This is a genomic window from Streptomyces sp. L-9-10 (assembly GCF_004151105.1).
Classification (GTDB): domain Bacteria; phylum Actinomycetota; class Actinomycetes; order Streptomycetales; family Streptomycetaceae; genus Streptomyces.
The window spans coordinates 57,215-71,366 of the sequence record NZ_PHRF01000034.1 but is presented as its reverse complement, the minus strand read 5'-3'; the positions used below and the strand labels follow the sequence as shown (position 1 = coordinate 71,366).

General features: G+C 70.8%; 17 protein-coding genes. 5 read left to right on the top strand and 12 right to left on the bottom strand.

Annotated elements, in window-relative coordinates:
- The first annotated feature begins 105 nt into the window (after positions 1-105).
- Entirely contained in the window at positions 106-1,080 is a 975-nt protein-coding gene (locus CU044_RS09200) for an ATP-binding cassette domain-containing protein (protein WP_129767985.1), read from the top strand.
- Complete coding sequence (locus CU044_RS09195; protein WP_129767984.1) at positions 1,073-1,840, top strand: ABC transporter permease; 768 nt, start codon at positions 1,073-1,075, stop codon at positions 1,838-1,840. Before CU044_RS09200 ends, CU044_RS09195 begins: the two co-directional genes overlap by 8 nt.
- Here CU044_RS09195 and CU044_RS09190 read toward each other — a convergent pair.
- The 3 genes from CU044_RS09190 to CU044_RS09180 all read right to left on the bottom strand — a co-directional run bounded on the left by CU044_RS09190 (position 1,821) and on the right by CU044_RS09180 (position 5,101).
- Entirely contained in the window at positions 1,821-3,083 is a 1,263-nt protein-coding gene (locus CU044_RS09190) for a phosphotransferase (protein ID WP_240045454.1), read from the bottom strand. The genes CU044_RS09195 and CU044_RS09190 overlap by 20 nt on opposite strands.
- Positions 3,084-3,269: 186 nt before the next feature.
- Positions 3,270-4,076 carry an HAD family phosphatase gene (locus CU044_RS09185; protein WP_240045453.1) on the bottom strand — a complete coding sequence of 269 codons (807 nt, stop codon included), beginning with the start codon at positions 4,074-4,076 and terminating at the stop codon, positions 3,270-3,272.
- A 98-nt stretch (positions 4,077-4,174) separates the two neighbouring features.
- A complete protein-coding gene (locus CU044_RS09180) occupies positions 4,175-5,101 on the bottom strand; it encodes a GntR family transcriptional regulator (RefSeq protein ID WP_129767983.1) in 927 nt (308 codons plus the stop codon).
- A 205-nt stretch (positions 5,102-5,306) separates the two neighbouring features.
- Between CU044_RS09180 and CU044_RS09175 the strand changes: the two genes are divergently transcribed.
- A complete protein-coding gene (locus tag CU044_RS09175) occupies positions 5,307-5,498 on the top strand; it encodes a hypothetical protein (RefSeq protein ID WP_129767982.1) in 192 nt (63 codons plus the stop codon).
- A 77-nt stretch (positions 5,499-5,575) separates the two neighbouring features.
- Here the strand turns inward: CU044_RS09175 and CU044_RS09170 are convergent, their stop codons facing one another.
- The 3 genes from CU044_RS09170 to CU044_RS09160 all read right to left on the bottom strand — a co-directional run bounded on the left by CU044_RS09170 (position 5,576) and on the right by CU044_RS09160 (position 8,807).
- The gene (locus CU044_RS09170) at positions 5,576-6,817 is read right to left on the bottom strand and encodes a GNAT family N-acetyltransferase (protein ID WP_129767981.1); all 1,242 of its coding nucleotides are present in this window, start codon (positions 6,815-6,817) and stop codon (positions 5,576-5,578) included.
- 156 nt (positions 6,818-6,973) lie between these two features.
- Positions 6,974-7,948, bottom strand: coding sequence for an asparaginase (locus CU044_RS09165; RefSeq protein ID WP_129767980.1), 975 nt, complete (start codon positions 7,946-7,948; stop codon positions 6,974-6,976).
- Positions 7,949-8,129: 181 nt separating this feature from the next.
- On the bottom strand, positions 8,130-8,807 hold the full coding sequence (locus CU044_RS09160) for an ABC transporter substrate-binding protein (RefSeq protein ID WP_129767979.1): 678 nt from the start codon (positions 8,805-8,807) through the stop codon (positions 8,130-8,132).
- 167 nt (positions 8,808-8,974) lie between these two features.
- Here CU044_RS09160 and dtd point away from each other — a divergent pair, with 167 nt between their 5' ends.
- Positions 8,975-9,412 carry a D-aminoacyl-tRNA deacylase gene (gene dtd, locus CU044_RS09155; protein ID WP_129767978.1) on the top strand — a complete coding sequence of 146 codons (438 nt, stop codon included), beginning with the start codon at positions 8,975-8,977 and terminating at the stop codon, positions 9,410-9,412.
- A gap of 60 nt (positions 9,413-9,472) precedes the next feature.
- Here the strand turns inward: dtd and CU044_RS09150 are convergent, their stop codons facing one another.
- The 3 genes from CU044_RS09150 to CU044_RS09140 form a co-directional block, all read right to left on the bottom strand.
- The gene (locus CU044_RS09150; RefSeq protein ID WP_129767977.1) at positions 9,473-10,438 is read right to left on the bottom strand and encodes a folate-binding protein YgfZ; all 966 of its coding nucleotides are present in this window, start codon (positions 10,436-10,438) and stop codon (positions 9,473-9,475) included.
- Between the two features lie 10 nt (positions 10,439-10,448).
- A complete protein-coding gene (locus CU044_RS09145) occupies positions 10,449-10,886 on the bottom strand; it encodes a transcriptional repressor (protein WP_129767976.1) in 438 nt (145 codons plus the stop codon).
- Positions 10,887-10,980: 94 nt separating this feature from the next.
- Entirely contained in the window at positions 10,981-11,553 is a 573-nt protein-coding gene (locus tag CU044_RS09140; protein WP_129767975.1) for an FABP family protein, read from the bottom strand.
- A gap of 331 nt (positions 11,554-11,884) precedes the next feature.
- On the opposite strand from CU044_RS09140, the gene CU044_RS09135 reads away from it, so the two are divergent.
- Positions 11,885-12,253, top strand: a complete 369-nt coding sequence (locus CU044_RS09135) for a DsrE family protein (protein WP_129767974.1) — start codon at positions 11,885-11,887, stop codon at positions 12,251-12,253.
- Between the two features lie 54 nt (positions 12,254-12,307).
- Here the strand turns inward: CU044_RS09135 and CU044_RS40165 are convergent, their stop codons facing one another.
- Genes CU044_RS40165 through CU044_RS09120 form a run of 3 tightly spaced genes read right to left on the bottom strand, consistent with a single transcriptional unit; the run spans position 12,308 to position 13,976 of the window.
- The gene (locus tag CU044_RS40165) at positions 12,308-12,913 is read right to left on the bottom strand and encodes a DUF3099 domain-containing protein (RefSeq protein WP_129767973.1); all 606 of its coding nucleotides are present in this window, start codon (positions 12,911-12,913) and stop codon (positions 12,308-12,310) included.
- Entirely contained in the window at positions 12,820-13,107 is a 288-nt protein-coding gene (locus CU044_RS09125; RefSeq protein ID WP_030353448.1) for a DUF1416 domain-containing protein, read from the bottom strand. The genes CU044_RS40165 and CU044_RS09125 overlap by 94 nt, the downstream gene beginning before the upstream one ends.
- Before the next feature lie 29 nt (positions 13,108-13,136).
- A complete protein-coding gene (locus CU044_RS09120) occupies positions 13,137-13,976 on the bottom strand; it encodes a sulfurtransferase (protein WP_129767972.1) in 840 nt (279 codons plus the stop codon).
- Between the last annotated feature and the right edge of the window lie 176 nt (positions 13,977-14,152).

Sequence of the window (14,152 nt, the reverse complement as noted above, 5' to 3'; positions counted from 1 at the left end):
ACGTGTATGTCATACGCAATAGGCATGCAATAGACCTGCCGTGCGCGAGAGACCCACGGCGGGCCGCCCGCACCATCGCCGACCGCACCACCAAGGGGGATGTCCATGACGTCACAACCGGCCATCGAGGCCCTCGGCCTCGAAAAGTCGTACGGAACCGGAAACGCGCGGGTGAGAGTCCTGCGCGGCATTGATCTCCGTGTCGAACGCGGCACGGTCTTCGCGCTCCTCGGCCCCAACGGCGCGGGCAAGACAACAGCCGTCCGGATCCTCTCCACCCTCACCACCGCCGACAGCGGCACCGCCCGGGTCGCCGGGTACGACGTCGTCGCCGACCGGCGCCGGGTACGCGGCGCCATCAGCCTGACCGGGCAGTTCGCCGCCGTGGACGAGAAACAGACCGGCGAGGAGAACCTCCGCATGATGGCCCGCCTCAGCGGGTTCTCCCAGGCCGGCGCCCGCCGCCGCGCCGCCGCGCTCCTCGACCGGTTCGGCCTCGCGGACGCGGGCGGCAGGCTCGCCGTCACCTACTCCGGCGGTATGCGGCGCCGGCTCGATCTGGCCGCCGGCCTGGTCGGCGAGCCCCAGGTGGTCTTCCTGGACGAGCCGACCACCGGCCTCGACCCGCGCAGCCGCCAGGAGCTGTGGCAGGTCGTGAGGGATCTCTCCGCGCGGGGCGCCACCGTCTTCCTCACCACCCAATACCTGGAGGAGGCCGACCAGTTGGCGGACCGTATCGCGGTGGTCGACCACGGCCTGGTGGTCGCCGAGGGGACGGCGGAGGAGCTGAAGAACCGGGTCGCGGGCCATCGCCTCGACCTCGTACTGACCAGCCGCGAGGCCTATCTCCGCCTCGCGTCCCGGGCCGTCCACCACGCGCCGGAGAGCCTCACGCTCGGGCTGCCGACCGACGGCACCGCCGCGCGGGTGCGCGCCCTGCTGGACGAGATCGATCCGGACGGTACGGAGGTGGCGCGGTTCGCGCTCCGCGGCGCCACCCTCGACGACGTCTTCCTCGCGCTGACGGGCACGGCCCCGGCGCCCGGCCACCCCACGAAGCAGGAGCCCACCCATGTCTGACGCGCTCGCGTCCTCCCGTACGCACGCCCTCACCATGGCCGGCCGCGGCATCCGTCTCAGCAGGCGCAATATCGACGCCGTCATCACCGCGATGATGCTGCCGATCATGCTCATGCTGATCTTCGTCTACTTCTTCGGCGGCGCCATCGACACCGGCACGCGGTACGTGACGTACGTCGTCCCCGGCGTCCTGCTCCTCTGCGCCAGCTTCGGCTCGGCCGGCACCGCCGTGAGCGTCAGCGAGGACATGAAGGGCGGGATCATCGACCGCTTCCGCTCCCTCGACGTCGGCGGCGCCTCGATCCTCGCCGGACATGTGACGGCGAGCGTCGCCCGGAACGTCGTCTCGACGGCCCTCGTCCTCGGCGTCGCCCTCCTGATCGGCTTCCGCCCGTCGGCCACCCCCGCCGCCGCGCTCGCCGCCGTCGGCATCCTGTTCGCCTTCATCGTGGCCATCTCCTGGCTCTCGGCGGCGATCGGGCTGCTCGCCAAGTCCCCCGAGGCAGCGGGCGGGTTCACCTTCTTCATGATGTTCCTGCCCTATCCGAGCAGCGCCTTCGTCCCGATCGACACGATGCCGGACTGGCTCCACGGCTTCGCCGACCACCAGCCGGTCACACCGGTCATCGAGTCCCTGCGCGGACTGCTGCTGGGGCTGCCGGTCGGCTCGGCCCCCTGGGTGGCGCTGGCGTGGTGCGCCGGGTTCCTGGTGCTGGCGCTCGGGCTGTCGAAGGTGCTGTTCAGGACGCGGACGGCGTGAGGGCCTCGGGCGGCCGGGCCGTACGGAACCAGTTGCGGTACGCGGCCACCACCTGCCGGTACGACGGCACCCCGGCGGCCCCGGCCGCACCTGTCACACCCGCCGCACCCGTCGCACCGGCCGCCCCGGTCAGCTCCTGATCCGCGCCGCCCGACGTGTCCCGGGCCGCCGCCGCCAGCACGCGCTGGATCCGCCAGGCGGCCCGGGGCAGCGCCCCCCGCGCCCGGACCCGCCGCCCGCCGAGCAGCAGCGCCGTACGAATCACGTCCGTGTAGACGGACTGGACGCGTTTGTAGGCGAGGAGCAGCGGGAGATCGTCCTCCCAGCCGTACGAACTCCCCTCCCTGGCCCGCTCCACCGCCCGCTGCCACCGGTGCGCGACCCCGGCCGCCTCCCGCCTCGGATAGCGCATCAGATGGAGATGGGTGGCGAGGTCGTAGAGCGGGTCGCCGATCATGGCGAGTTCCCAGTCGATGATCCACAGGTCGCCGCGCCGGTCGACGATCAGGTTCTTCCTGTGCAGATCGCAGTGGAGGAGCGAGAAGGGGCGCCGGCGCAGCTCGACGGCCCGCTTCCGCAGCCGGACGAGCGCCTCGGCGTCGACGCCCAGCTCCTCGAAGAGCCGCTGATACGGCGCGCCGTGGCGCCGGTAGACCTGGCCTTCGGTGAATCCGATCAGCCGGTCGAGGAAGGCGGCCGAATCCCCGTCGTCCGTACGGTCGGCGGGCGCGCAGACCCGCTTCACCGCGCGCTCTTCCAGCGCCTTCGGGTCGATCGACACCAACTCGTGGAAGAAACACTCCAGTTGGTCGTGGTGACGGCGGGACAGCCCACGGCCCAGCGGATACCGGCCCGGCAGGCCGCGGCCCGGCAGCCAGCGGGCGCCGCCGTCCAGCGTCACGCCCTCGATGAAGCCCTGGAGATGGACGCCCCCGCCGACCTCGATGATCTCCGGAATACGGGTGATACGCCCCTGGAGCGCGGTGAGCAGCAGATCCTCGGAGGCGAAGCACCGCCGGTCGAACCAGAGCAGCCCCGGCCTGGGCGCACGGAGTTTGGCGCGCTCGAACCGTGCGCTCAGCTCGCTCTCCTCGGGCAGCGGAAAGGCGTAGGTCTCATGGTGATAGCCGTTGAGCGGGCCGATGACCCGTCGGCTGTCGCGGCTCAGCTCGCCCGCTCGCCGTCGGACCTCGGATGCCGGTGCCGCATCGGCTGTCATCGCGCGTATGCCCTCGGTGCTCATGATCATGATGCCGTCGGCGGTCCCGCCCGCCGGGCCGCCGGGGCCTGTCCCACGGGCGGCCCCAGACGCGGAACGTACCTCTCCGAGGGGCGTGGCGGTGGGAAGTTATGCCATCTTCACCAACTCGGACCAGCGCGTCATGGCAGCTGACGCACCGTACCGGACAGGAATTCGACGAGTGCCGCGCTACGGCAGTCGGCCATCTCGGCTGAGTTGGTCGGCCAGTGCGGCCAACTCGACCACGCTCCCGGGAAGTTCATCGACCACCACCCGCGCCCCCACCTCGTACAGCACCTCGCCCTTGCTCTCGCGTGTCGCGTACCCGAGAAACCGGATGCCGAGCTGCTTGGCCGCGAGGAAGTCGGCCACCGCGTCGCCGATCATCACCGATTCCCCGGCCGCCGCGCCGGTCGACGCGAGGGCCCGCGCCAGAGAGTCGGGGTGCGGCTTGAGTCTGCGGGGGTCGTGCGGGTCATGCGTACGGCCGTGGATGTGCGGCCCGAAGCAGTCGGCGAGACCGGTCCGTTCGAGGTAACGCCGCACCACCCGCGGTGAGTTGTTGGTCGTCACCGCCAGGGCGACGCCCGCGTCGCCGAGCGCCCGTATCAGCTCCGCCGCGCGCGGGGTCGGTACGGCGGACTCCGTCGCCAGGACCTCTTCCTCGGTGAGCCGCGCCTCCAGCTCGGACACCAGCGCGCCGCCCGGATCGAGCTCCCCCACCGCCCGCAGGATGACCTGCGGATCGGTCACGGGGCCGCCGTCCTCGGCCCGTACGAGGTGGCGCACCCCGGCGGGCAGCCAGTCGAGCAGCCGGCCGGCCACCCCGGGGGCCGGATGGTTGCGGAAGAGCGCGCAGACGGGTCCGTCGAAGTCGAAGAGCACGCACCTGACCGAATCCGGCGGAGCGATCGAGTCGAGCGGCGCCATCGTGTCGAGCGGTATCGTCGCGTCGAGCGGCGCCATCGCGTCGAGCGGGTCGAGCGGGTCGGTCACGTCGCTCCGTCCGTCGGGGCGGAGGGCGGGCGGACAGCACCTCCGGACCCCATCTTCCCCCCAACCACTCCCCCGAAGCAGGCAGTCGGCGCCCGGCATCAGCCCAGCGCGAGATCCGTGGCGATCGTGTCCCAGAGGGCGTCGAACCATGCCTGCGACTCCGCCACGAACGCCTCGTCCCGTCGCAGTCGTGTCTCCCCCGACACGAAGGAGAACAGCGGCGACTTGTCCCCCAGCGCGTCATACATCTCCACGGACGTCCGCCCGATCTCGGCCTCGCGCACCATGACCTTGTAGTACGCGAGCAGCGCCTCCGTACCGTTGAGCACATACAGCTTGACGGCCGGAGTGAAGGGCAGCGCCCTGAACCGTACGTCCACGTCGATGCCCGCCGAGCGCATCCCCACCAGATGGTCGCTCAGCACCGTGCCATGCGAGTTGCGCTGCTGGAGCCAGCGCTGATGCACGAGATCGCCCTCGTCGGGGTGGGTGTCGGCGGTGCTGACCGAGCGCGGGAAGGCCAGCTCGATGTTCCGGTTGGGCAGCAGCACCCGGACGGTGACGCTGCTCGGCGCGACGGAACGGTCCTGGATCCGCAGCCGCTGTTCCCCGAGAGCCGCGCTCAGGGACTCGGCCGTCAGACAGAGGGCGTCGACCCGTACATGGTCGGCCCGGAACGCCTCAGTGATCCGGGGCCGCAGCGCCACCATGGTCTCCTGGGGCGTCTCATCGGCGCCGACGCCCGCGGTGCCCGCCGCACCCGTCACGCCCGCCCCACCCGCCACGCCCGGTTCGGCGGAACGGTCGGCGATACGCGGCGGAGCGCCCCTGGTGACCTCGGTCAGCAGCCCGTCCTCCTGAAGGCTGCGCAGGGCACGGCGGATCACCCCGCGCTGCACCCCGAACGCCTCGACCAGGCTCTTCTGCGTCGGTATGGGCTGACCTGCGGCCAGCTCACCCGACTCGATACGGGCGCGCAGAGCCTCGGCCACCTCCTCCGACGTGGGTTTCCCGATGCCGTTCACAGCAGCGCTCCCCGTCTCTGAGGTCACCCCGTCACCCCAACACGTTACAACTTCCTGCCATTCAGTGGGAGTTGTCAGCGAAGTTGTATCCGAAGTTGTTTATGGATCGCGCCACAGAGGGACAACTCCCTTAGTTGGCTGATAGTTGGCGACCAACTGGGACCAAGTCCGCCGCGAGTTCTCCGCCTTCGAAGGAGCAACCGCCATGCCTCTGCTCGCACTCGTCATCGCAACCTTCGGCCTCGGACTCGAGCAGCTGGTCCAGTGGCGCTTCGGCCCCATGGGGATCGTCGCACTCGTCCTGCTCAGTATCGGGATCAAGTCAAGGAACAGCACCTGCGCGGGGATCGGCGCGGTGGTCCTGGTCCTGCTGGTCATGCATCCGGGCCCGGGGTGAGGTCCGGGCCCGGAATGATCCCGCGGGGCGTCCGCGTCAGTAGTCGCCCGGCATCCGGCATCACAAGACGCCCGGCGTCAGAAGATGTCCGGGCACCAGGGGCGCCGCGCCGTACGGAACAGCGTCTCCGCGACCGCCGCCGCCCCCGGCCGCTCCTCGGTCAGCAGACCGAGCGCCGCGAGCGTCACCGCGGACTCGCCCCCCAGGTACAGCGCGCCCAACTCCCGCACATCCAGCGCGATGTCCGGCGACTCGGTGGTCGGGGTACAGACCCCGCCCTCCGGCGTCCCCTCCAGCCGGAAGCGCCCGCCCGCCAGTCCGTCCGTGTCGTGGATCTCCAGCGTCAGCGTGGCCGGCACGGCGTACGTACGCGCCTCCAGGGCCCGTACGGTGTCGAGTATCCGCACCCACAGGAAGTCCGCCTGCGTCACGATCCGCGCCGCGCGGGGGTCCGGGAGGAACCGGGTCAGCAGATCGTCCGGGGCGCGGTGCCCCGTCCTGACCGTGGTGACCCAGTCGATCGAGCAGACGAAGCGCCACAGCGCGCTCTCCGCCGCCGGGGTCAGCGCGATCAGCTTCCGCACCGACACGGTGTTCAGTGGCTGCTTGGTGTCGTCCCAGTGCTCGTCACTGGCGTAGGTGACCAGGCCCTCGACCTCACCGGCCGCCGAGCGGTACACCGCGTTGAAGGGCTCCGTCCACGGCTGGGTGCTCGCCGCCTGGCCGGTGTTGGCGCGCCACCACTGGCCGTCACGGCTGACCGCGCCGGGCTGCCGCACCCGGAAGCGCTCATGCAGCTCCGGGCCGGTCTTCCGTACGTCCGTGAGGTCGATCAGGTCGATCCTGCCGCCGTCGCCCGGCCCCGACCACCGCGGGTCGAGTCCCGTACGCGCCACCTCGATCGCCCACTCGGTGATCGAGGTGGCGTGGCCGAACCCGTACCGTCCGTAGATCGGGTACTCGGCGGCGATCAGCGTGGCGACGGCGTCCCCGCGCTCCTTCGCCGCCGCCAGGTCGGCGGCCATCATCCGGCCGAGCAGCCCGCGCCGGCGGTGGGTGGGCGACACGGTCACGTTGGTGACCGCGTCTGCGGGAAGCACCGCGCCGCCGACGACCGTGAGCCCCTGCTCGAAGGACCGGAAGGTGGCGACGCAGCGCCCGTCGTCGAAGACCCCCCGCGTACGGGTCAGATCGAAGTGGGAGAGCTTGTCCGCCACGTACTCGTCCGGGACGCGCGGCGGCCGGAGGAACCCGGTGTCGACGGCCCGCAGCCAGTCGGGGAGCTCGGATTCGGTGACCGTACGGACGTCAAGGCTCATGGCCGTCACGCTAAGCGGTCCGGGTGGCCCGCCGCACCCCGGTTTCCGCCGGCTCCCCGGCCCCGGAGATCTCAGACCGCCACGGCCGGCCCCGGATCTCACAACGCCGCGGCCGACCCCGGAGATCTCACAACACCGCGGCCTGCCCCGGCGGTCTCAGAACGCCGCGCGCACCGCGCCGACCTCCACGCCGCCGCCCAGCAGCGGCGCCCGTCCGATCCGGCCCAGCACCTCGGCCTCCACGCCCAGCAGTTGGAGCGCCCGCGCCAGCACGGGCCCCAGCGCCCTGGCCCCGCCGTCGTCGATCTTGAAGGCCAGCGCGCGGCCGTCCGGCAGCGCCACCGCCTGGACCGCCTCCGCGCCCGTCTTGGCGAGCGTGCCGGGTATCTCCGCCATCAGCCAGGTGTCGGATCTGCGCGTCCCCCCGACGTACTCGGGGTGGGCGCGCATCGCGTCCGCCACCCGCCGCTCGGCGGAACCCGGGGCGGCCAGTACGAAGTGACGGAAGGCGCGGGCGAGACCGGTGAGGCTGATCGCCATCAGCGGGGCGCCGCAGCCGTCCGTACCGATCGTGGAAACCCGCTCGGCCGCCGTCTCCTCGATCACCGCCCGGACGAGCTTCTGCAACGGATGCTCCGGGTCCAGATAGCTCTCCGTCGGCCAGCCGTTGCGTACGCAGGCCGCCAGCATCGCCGTGTGCTTGCCCGAACAGTTCATGACGATCGGGTCCCGCGCCCCGCCACCGGCGAGATACGCCTCCGCCTCGACGCGGTCGACCGGCAGATCCGGCGGCGTCCGCAGATCGTCGGCCGTCAGTCCGTGCTCGGCGAGCATCGTACGGACGAGGTCGAGATGGAACCCCTCGCCCGAGTGGCTCGCCGCCGCCAGCGCCAGCCGTTCCCCGGACAGCTCCACCCCGGCCCGCAGCACGGCCGCGGCCTGCATCGGCTTGTTGCTGGAGCGGGGGAAGACCGGGGCCTCGGGGTCACCGAGCTCCAGCTCGACGGTGCCGTCCGCCGCCAGCAGCACCAGCGTTCCCCGGTGACTGCCCTCGACGAAGCCGGAGCGTACGACCTCGGCGAGAACCGGCGGCACGGCCGGGGATATGGCGTGGGAACTGGAGGACATCATCGGCCTTCCGGGGGCTGGGGTACCCGCTCGCGCGGTCCGGCGGTGATTCGCGGTCATCCGCGGGGACCCGTACGGATCCGCACGTATCGACCGTGATCACCTCAACAGTGATCAGCGGACGGCCGGAACGGTGCGGGACGGTGAGGATCGACACGAAATCAGCCGGAACCACACGGAATCACTACGTCAGCAGGTCGTCCACCTGGGCTTCACCCTCACGGTACCTGCGGGCGATCTCCGCGCTGCAGTCGTCCGCAGTCCGCTGCAACTGATGGCGGCGGCGCGAGAGCTGCTGCTCGTTGCGGACCAGCCGCCCCATCGCCGTATGCAACTCCTCGTCGGTACGCGCCGCCAGGTCCGACAGCTCCACCTCGGCGAGCGTCTCGGCGGCCAGCAGGCGGTACTCCTCGCTGCGCGGTGTGGAGAGCGTGACGTGGCGGGCGGACGAGCGGTGCCGCGAAGGGGAGTCGGCCAGGATCTCCGACAACCGGTCGACCACGGGCGTCTCCGGGGCGGTACGGCGGGCCAGCTCGGCCCGCAGGATGTCGATCCGGCCCTGGAGCAGCCGCCGCAGATAGCTCAGATCGGCCTCGTCGCGCTGCGAGTCACGGCGCAGCGCGCGCAGTTCGGGCAGCCGCAGCACACCGAAGTCGTACGGCCGGGGCGCGGGCAGCGTGCCCTCACCGCCGGTCCGCTGCACGGGCGGCCGGGGCCCCCCGCCCCCCGGGCCCGCTCCCGGTCCCGCCGCTCCCGGACCGTGGTCCGCGCCCGGACCGGTGGCCGGTCCGCTGCCCGTCCCGGTGGTCGTACGGGTCGTCGGTACGGGACCGGGCGGCTGCCCGGCGCCAGATGTGCTCATCGCGCGTACTTCCCCTCACTCCGCTGGAGAGACCCCTGCCCCGATCCGCTGGGAACCCCCATCCCTCGACAGGTACGCAGAACGCACCGCCTCCGTGCATCGTGCCACTCCCACGGCCGGGCGCGCGGGCACTCTGCACCCGTTCGGCCCCCGATAGGTTGGTCCGCATGCGTGCAGTGGTGCAGAGAGTCGACGGCGCGAGCGTCGTGGCCGTCACGGAGTCCGGGCCGGAAACCGTCGGCGAGATCATCGGTGAGGGCTTGTGTGTGCTGGTGGGAGTCACCCACGAGGACACCGTGGAGCAGGCGGAACGGCTGGCCCGCAAGCTCTGGTCGATACGGATGCTGGAGGGCGAGAAGTCCTGTTCAGAGGTGAACGCCCCGCTCCTGGTGATCTCGCAGTTCACTCTCTACGGGGACGCCCGGAAGGGCCGCCGCCCCACCTGGAACGCGGCGGCGCCCGGCCCGGTGGCCGAACCGCTGGTGGACGAGGTGGTGGCACAGCTGCGCGCGCTGGGCGCGACGGTGGAAACGGGCCGGTTCGGAGCGGAGATGCGGGTCTCGCTCACGAATCACGGCCCGTTCACGGTGCTGCTGGACATGTGAGGCGCGGGGTGCGGCGCCGGGAGAGCCCGGCGGCGCGCGGGGATCCGGCGGAAGGACCCGCTACGCCTCGACCACCGTCTCCTGCGCCGCCGCCGTGTCCCCGGCCAGCAGCTCCGCGTCCAGCGGCACATTGCGCTTGATCAGGGCCAGCGCGATGGGCCCCAGCTCGTGATGGCGGGCGGAGGTGGTGATGAAGCCCAGCTGACGCCCCTCGGCGCCGTCCGCGGCGAGCCGGACCGGCGTACCGTGCCCCGGCAGATGGACCTCGCTGCCGTCCAGGTGCAGGAAGACCAGCCGGCGCGGCGGCTTTCCCAGGTTCTGGACGCGGGCCACGGTCTCCTGGCCCCGGTAGCAGCCCTTGTCGAGATGCACGGCCGTACCGATCAGCCCCACCTCGTGCGGGATGGTGCGGTGGTCGGTCTCGAAGCCGAGGCGCGGCCGGTGCCCTTCGACGCGCAGCGCCTCGTAGGCGAGGATCCCGGCGACGGGGCCGTGCGCGGCGGCGTACGACTCCAGGCCGGCGCGGGGCAGGAACAGATCCCGGCCGTACGGGGTCTCCCGTACGGCCACGCCCTCGGGCGCCTCGGCGATGGAGCCCGCCGGCAGATGGACGACCGCGATGTCGTCCGTACGGTCCGCGACCTCGACCCGGTAGAAGAACTTCATCGACTCCAGGTAGGCGATCAGCGCCTCCCGCGTGCCGGGCTCGACATGCGCCCAGACCGTCTCGCCGTCGTCCACGAGATACAGCGCGTGCTCGATATGGCCGTTCGGGGAGAGGATCAGCGCCTCGGTGGCCCGGCCCACGGGCAGCTCGCTGACATGCTGGGTGAGCAGCAGATGCAGCCAGCTCAGCCGGTCGTCCCCGGTGACGGTGACGACTCCGCGGTGCGAGAGGTCCACCAGCCCGGTGCCGTCGGCGAGGGCACGTTGCTCGCGGAACAGGTCACCGTAGTGGGCGGCGACACCTTCGTCCTGTCCTTCGGCGGCGACGGCTCCGGGCAGGGACAGCAGAGGGCTCTTCATACTCCTCAGCCTACGACTCGCCGTTCGCGGTCCGGGCGGCGCAGTTGCGGCACCGGCCGAAGATCGCGAAGTGCTTCATGTCCGTCGTGAACCCGAAGTCCTCGCGCAGCTTGGCGGTGAACTCCGCGGCGACCTCGACATCCGCCTCGATGACATGCGTGCAGTCGCGGCAGACCAGGTGGATGTGGTGGTGCCGGTCGGCGAGGTGGTACGTGGGAGCGCCGTGCCCGAGATGGGCGTGCGAGACGAGGCCCAGCTCCTCCAGCAGCTCCAGCGTCCGGTAGACGGTGGAGATGTTCACGCCGGAGGCGGTCCTGCGCACCTCGCACAGGATGTCGTCGGGTGTCGCGTGTTCCAGGGAGTCGACAGCTTCGAGGACAAGCTGGCGTTGAGGGGTCAGCCGGTACCCACGCTGCCGCAGATCGCTCTTCCAGTCGGTGCTCACCACGCCCCCAGTGTAGGCAGGCGCGGTGTGGAGGCGGCTCTACTTGGCGGAGACGGCTTGGCGGACAGCTTGGCGGCGACGGCTGGCGGAGGCGGCTCTACTTGAAGAAGGCGATGCCGTCGTCCGGGAGGTCGCCGAGGTCCTTGGCCCATGCCTCGACCTGGTCCGGGGACACGACCTTCTTCAGATGCGCCGACATGTACGGGCGCAGCGGCACCTCGGGGGTGGACTTCTCGCCCACCCACATCAGGTCGCCCTTCACATAGCCGTACAGCCGCTTGCCACCGCTGTAGGGCCCGGAGGCCGCCGTACGGGCCACCGCGTCGGTCACCAGGTCGATCTGCGGCTTCTGGTCGGCCAGCTCGCCGTACCAGACCTCCACCACACCCTGGTCCCTGACCATCACGACCTCGACCTTGCGGTCCTTGTCGATCCGCCAGTAGCCGGCCTCGGACTCGATCGGCCTGATCTTCTTGCCCTCGTCGTCGAGCGCCCAGGTGTGCGAGACGTACTCGACGAAGTCCCGGCCGTCGTGGCTGAAGGTGACCTCCTGGCCGAAGTTGGCCTTCTCGTCACCGGGGAAGTCGAAGACGCCGACGCCCTCCCAGTTGCCGAGGAGGAAGGCGAGGGGAACAAGGTCCGGGTGCAGGTCGGACGGGATCTCGATCATGAGCGGCTCAGGCGATCTGTAGGGGTGAGTACGGGGTGAGCGATGTGCGGCGACCGGCGCGAGGCGTCAGCGCTGACCCTGGTACAGCTTCTTCACGGCCAGAACGGTGAAGGCGAGCACCCCGACGCAGACGAGGACCAGCAGGGAAGTGAAGAAAGCCTCAAGCACGGAGTGCTCCTCGGATGAGCGAATGGGCGGTAAGGGCCGGGCCCCAGCCTAATGGGTGGTGGCCAGGCCCTCTCGGCGAGGTACTCCGGGGTACCGCGAGGTACTCGGGCACACCCGGGGTGACGAGGGAGTGCTCGTCTCCGCGCGGATTACAGTTCGGCGTATGCACTCCGCGAAGAAGCTCGTGATCAAGGTGACCGCCGGGGCCGACGCCCCCGAGCGCTGCTCCCAGGCCTTCACGGTGGCGGCGGTCGCCGTGGCCAGCGGGGTGGAGGTCTCCCTGTGGCTGACAGGAGAATCCGCCTGGTTCGCGCTGCCCGGACGGGCGGCGGAGTTCGAGCTGCCGCACTCCGCGCCGCTGCCCGAGCTCATCGAGTCGATCCAGTCGGCGGGCCTGATCACGCTGTGCACGCAGTGCGCCGCCCGGCGGGACATCACGGAGAAGGACGTGCTCGACGGCGTACGGATCGCCGGGGCGCAGGTCTTCGTCAGCGAGATCATGGCGGACGGCGTGCAGGCACTCGTCTACTGACGGCGGGCGGCGGGATCGGGGCCCGGGGGGGCAGAGGTGGGCTTCAGAGGTGGGCTACTGACGGCGTGATCCGCGGGCACGGGCGCCCGGTGGCGGCTTCCCGGCCGGTCTCCCGCCCTGCCCCCGCTCCACTTCGCGCCCCTGCTCCGCCACGCGCTGCTCCTCGGAGCGCTCGTGGTCCTTCCCGTGGCGCGTTCTGTGGTCCAGCTCGTCCAGCCACTTCTCGGACTCGGACGGCTCGCCCTCCGGGGGATCGTCCCACCAGTGGTCGGTCCTGTCCTTGGTGTTGCCCACGATCGCGGCCATCGGCGGGATGAGCATCGCCACGAGACAGAGGCCGACGGCGGCCGGTACCGACCAGTCGCGCACGAAGGTCCAGGCGGAGACGAAGAGGACCAGGCATCCGCCCATGAGCAGAAAGTACCGACGACGGCGTCGCGCGTACATATGTTCAGTGTACGACCGGGAATGCCCGGGGATGCCTGGATCGGCCTGCCGTACGGCACGTCCGACAGGGAGGGCCCGCACCCCTGGGGTGCGGGCCCTCCCTGTCGGAAAAGAGGAGCTCAGACCGCGATCGCGACCTCGGAGAGGCCCCCGGTCTGCGCGACGACCGTACGGTCGGCCGTCGCGCCCGGCACGAGGGCGCGCAGCGTCCATGTGCCCTCGGCAGCGTAGAAGCGGAACTGGCCGGTCGCCGAAGTCGGGACCTCCGCGGTGAACTCTCCGGTCGAGTCCAGCAGGCGCACGTAACCGGTGACGGGCTCGCCGTCACGGGTCACGGAACCCTGGATGGTGGTCTCGCCGGGCTTGATCGTCGAAGCGTCGGGGCCGCCGGCCTGTGCTCCACACATACTGTTCAGTCCTCCGGGTCGGGGCGTGATTACTTGTTGGCGCCGAGCTCGATCGGCACACCGACGAGCGAGCCGTACTCGGTCCACGAGCCGTCGTAGTTCTTGACGTTCTCGACACCGAGCAGCTCGTGCAGCACGAACCAGGTGAGCGCGGAGCGCTCGCCGATACGGCAGTAGGCGACGGTGTCCTTGGTCAGGTCGACCTGCTCCTCGGCGTACAGCTCCTTGAGCTCGTCGTCCGACTTGAAGGTGCCGTCGTCGTTGGCGTTCTTGGACCACGGGATGTTGCGCGCGGTCGGGATGTGACCCGGACGCTGCGACTGCTCCTGCGGGAGGTGCGCCGGAGCGAGCAGCTTGCCGCTGAACTCGTCGGGCGAGCGCACGTCGACCAGGTTCTGCGTGCCGATCGCGGCGACCGCGTCGTCACGGAAGGCGCGGATCGAGGTGTTCTGGGCCTTGGCCTTGTACGTGGTGGCGGCGCGCGTCGGGACGGCGTCGACCAGGTCGCGGGAGTCCAGCTCCCACTTCTTGCGGCCGCCGTCGAGGAGCTTCACGGAGTCGTGCCCGTACAGCTTGAAGTACCAGTAGGCGTAGGACGCGAACCAGTTGTTGTTGCCGCCGTAGAGGATGACGGTGTCGTCGTTGGCGATGCCCTTGGCCGACAGGAGCTTCTCGAAGCCCTCCTGGTCGACGAAGTCACGGCGGACCGGGTCCTGGAGGTCCTTCTTCCAGTCGATCCTGACAGCGTTCTTGATGTGGTTCTTGTCGTAGGCCGAGGTGTCCTCGTCGACCTCGACGATGACCACCTTCGGGTCGTCGATGTGGGCCTCGACCCAGTCGGCGTCTACCAGGACGTCGCTGCGGCTCATGCTGTTCTCCTCCGGGGCAGTGTGCGGCGGGGTGCTGCGAGGTGTGGGGGGCGCGGCTGCCGCCACGGCTTCCGGGTACGGAGCCCGAGCCTGCGTACGGCGCGCGGGTGGCCCTGAGAGACTCGAAGGGCCCGGCGGGAAGCGGACGCGAATGTCCCGCTCAGACGGTGCGACAG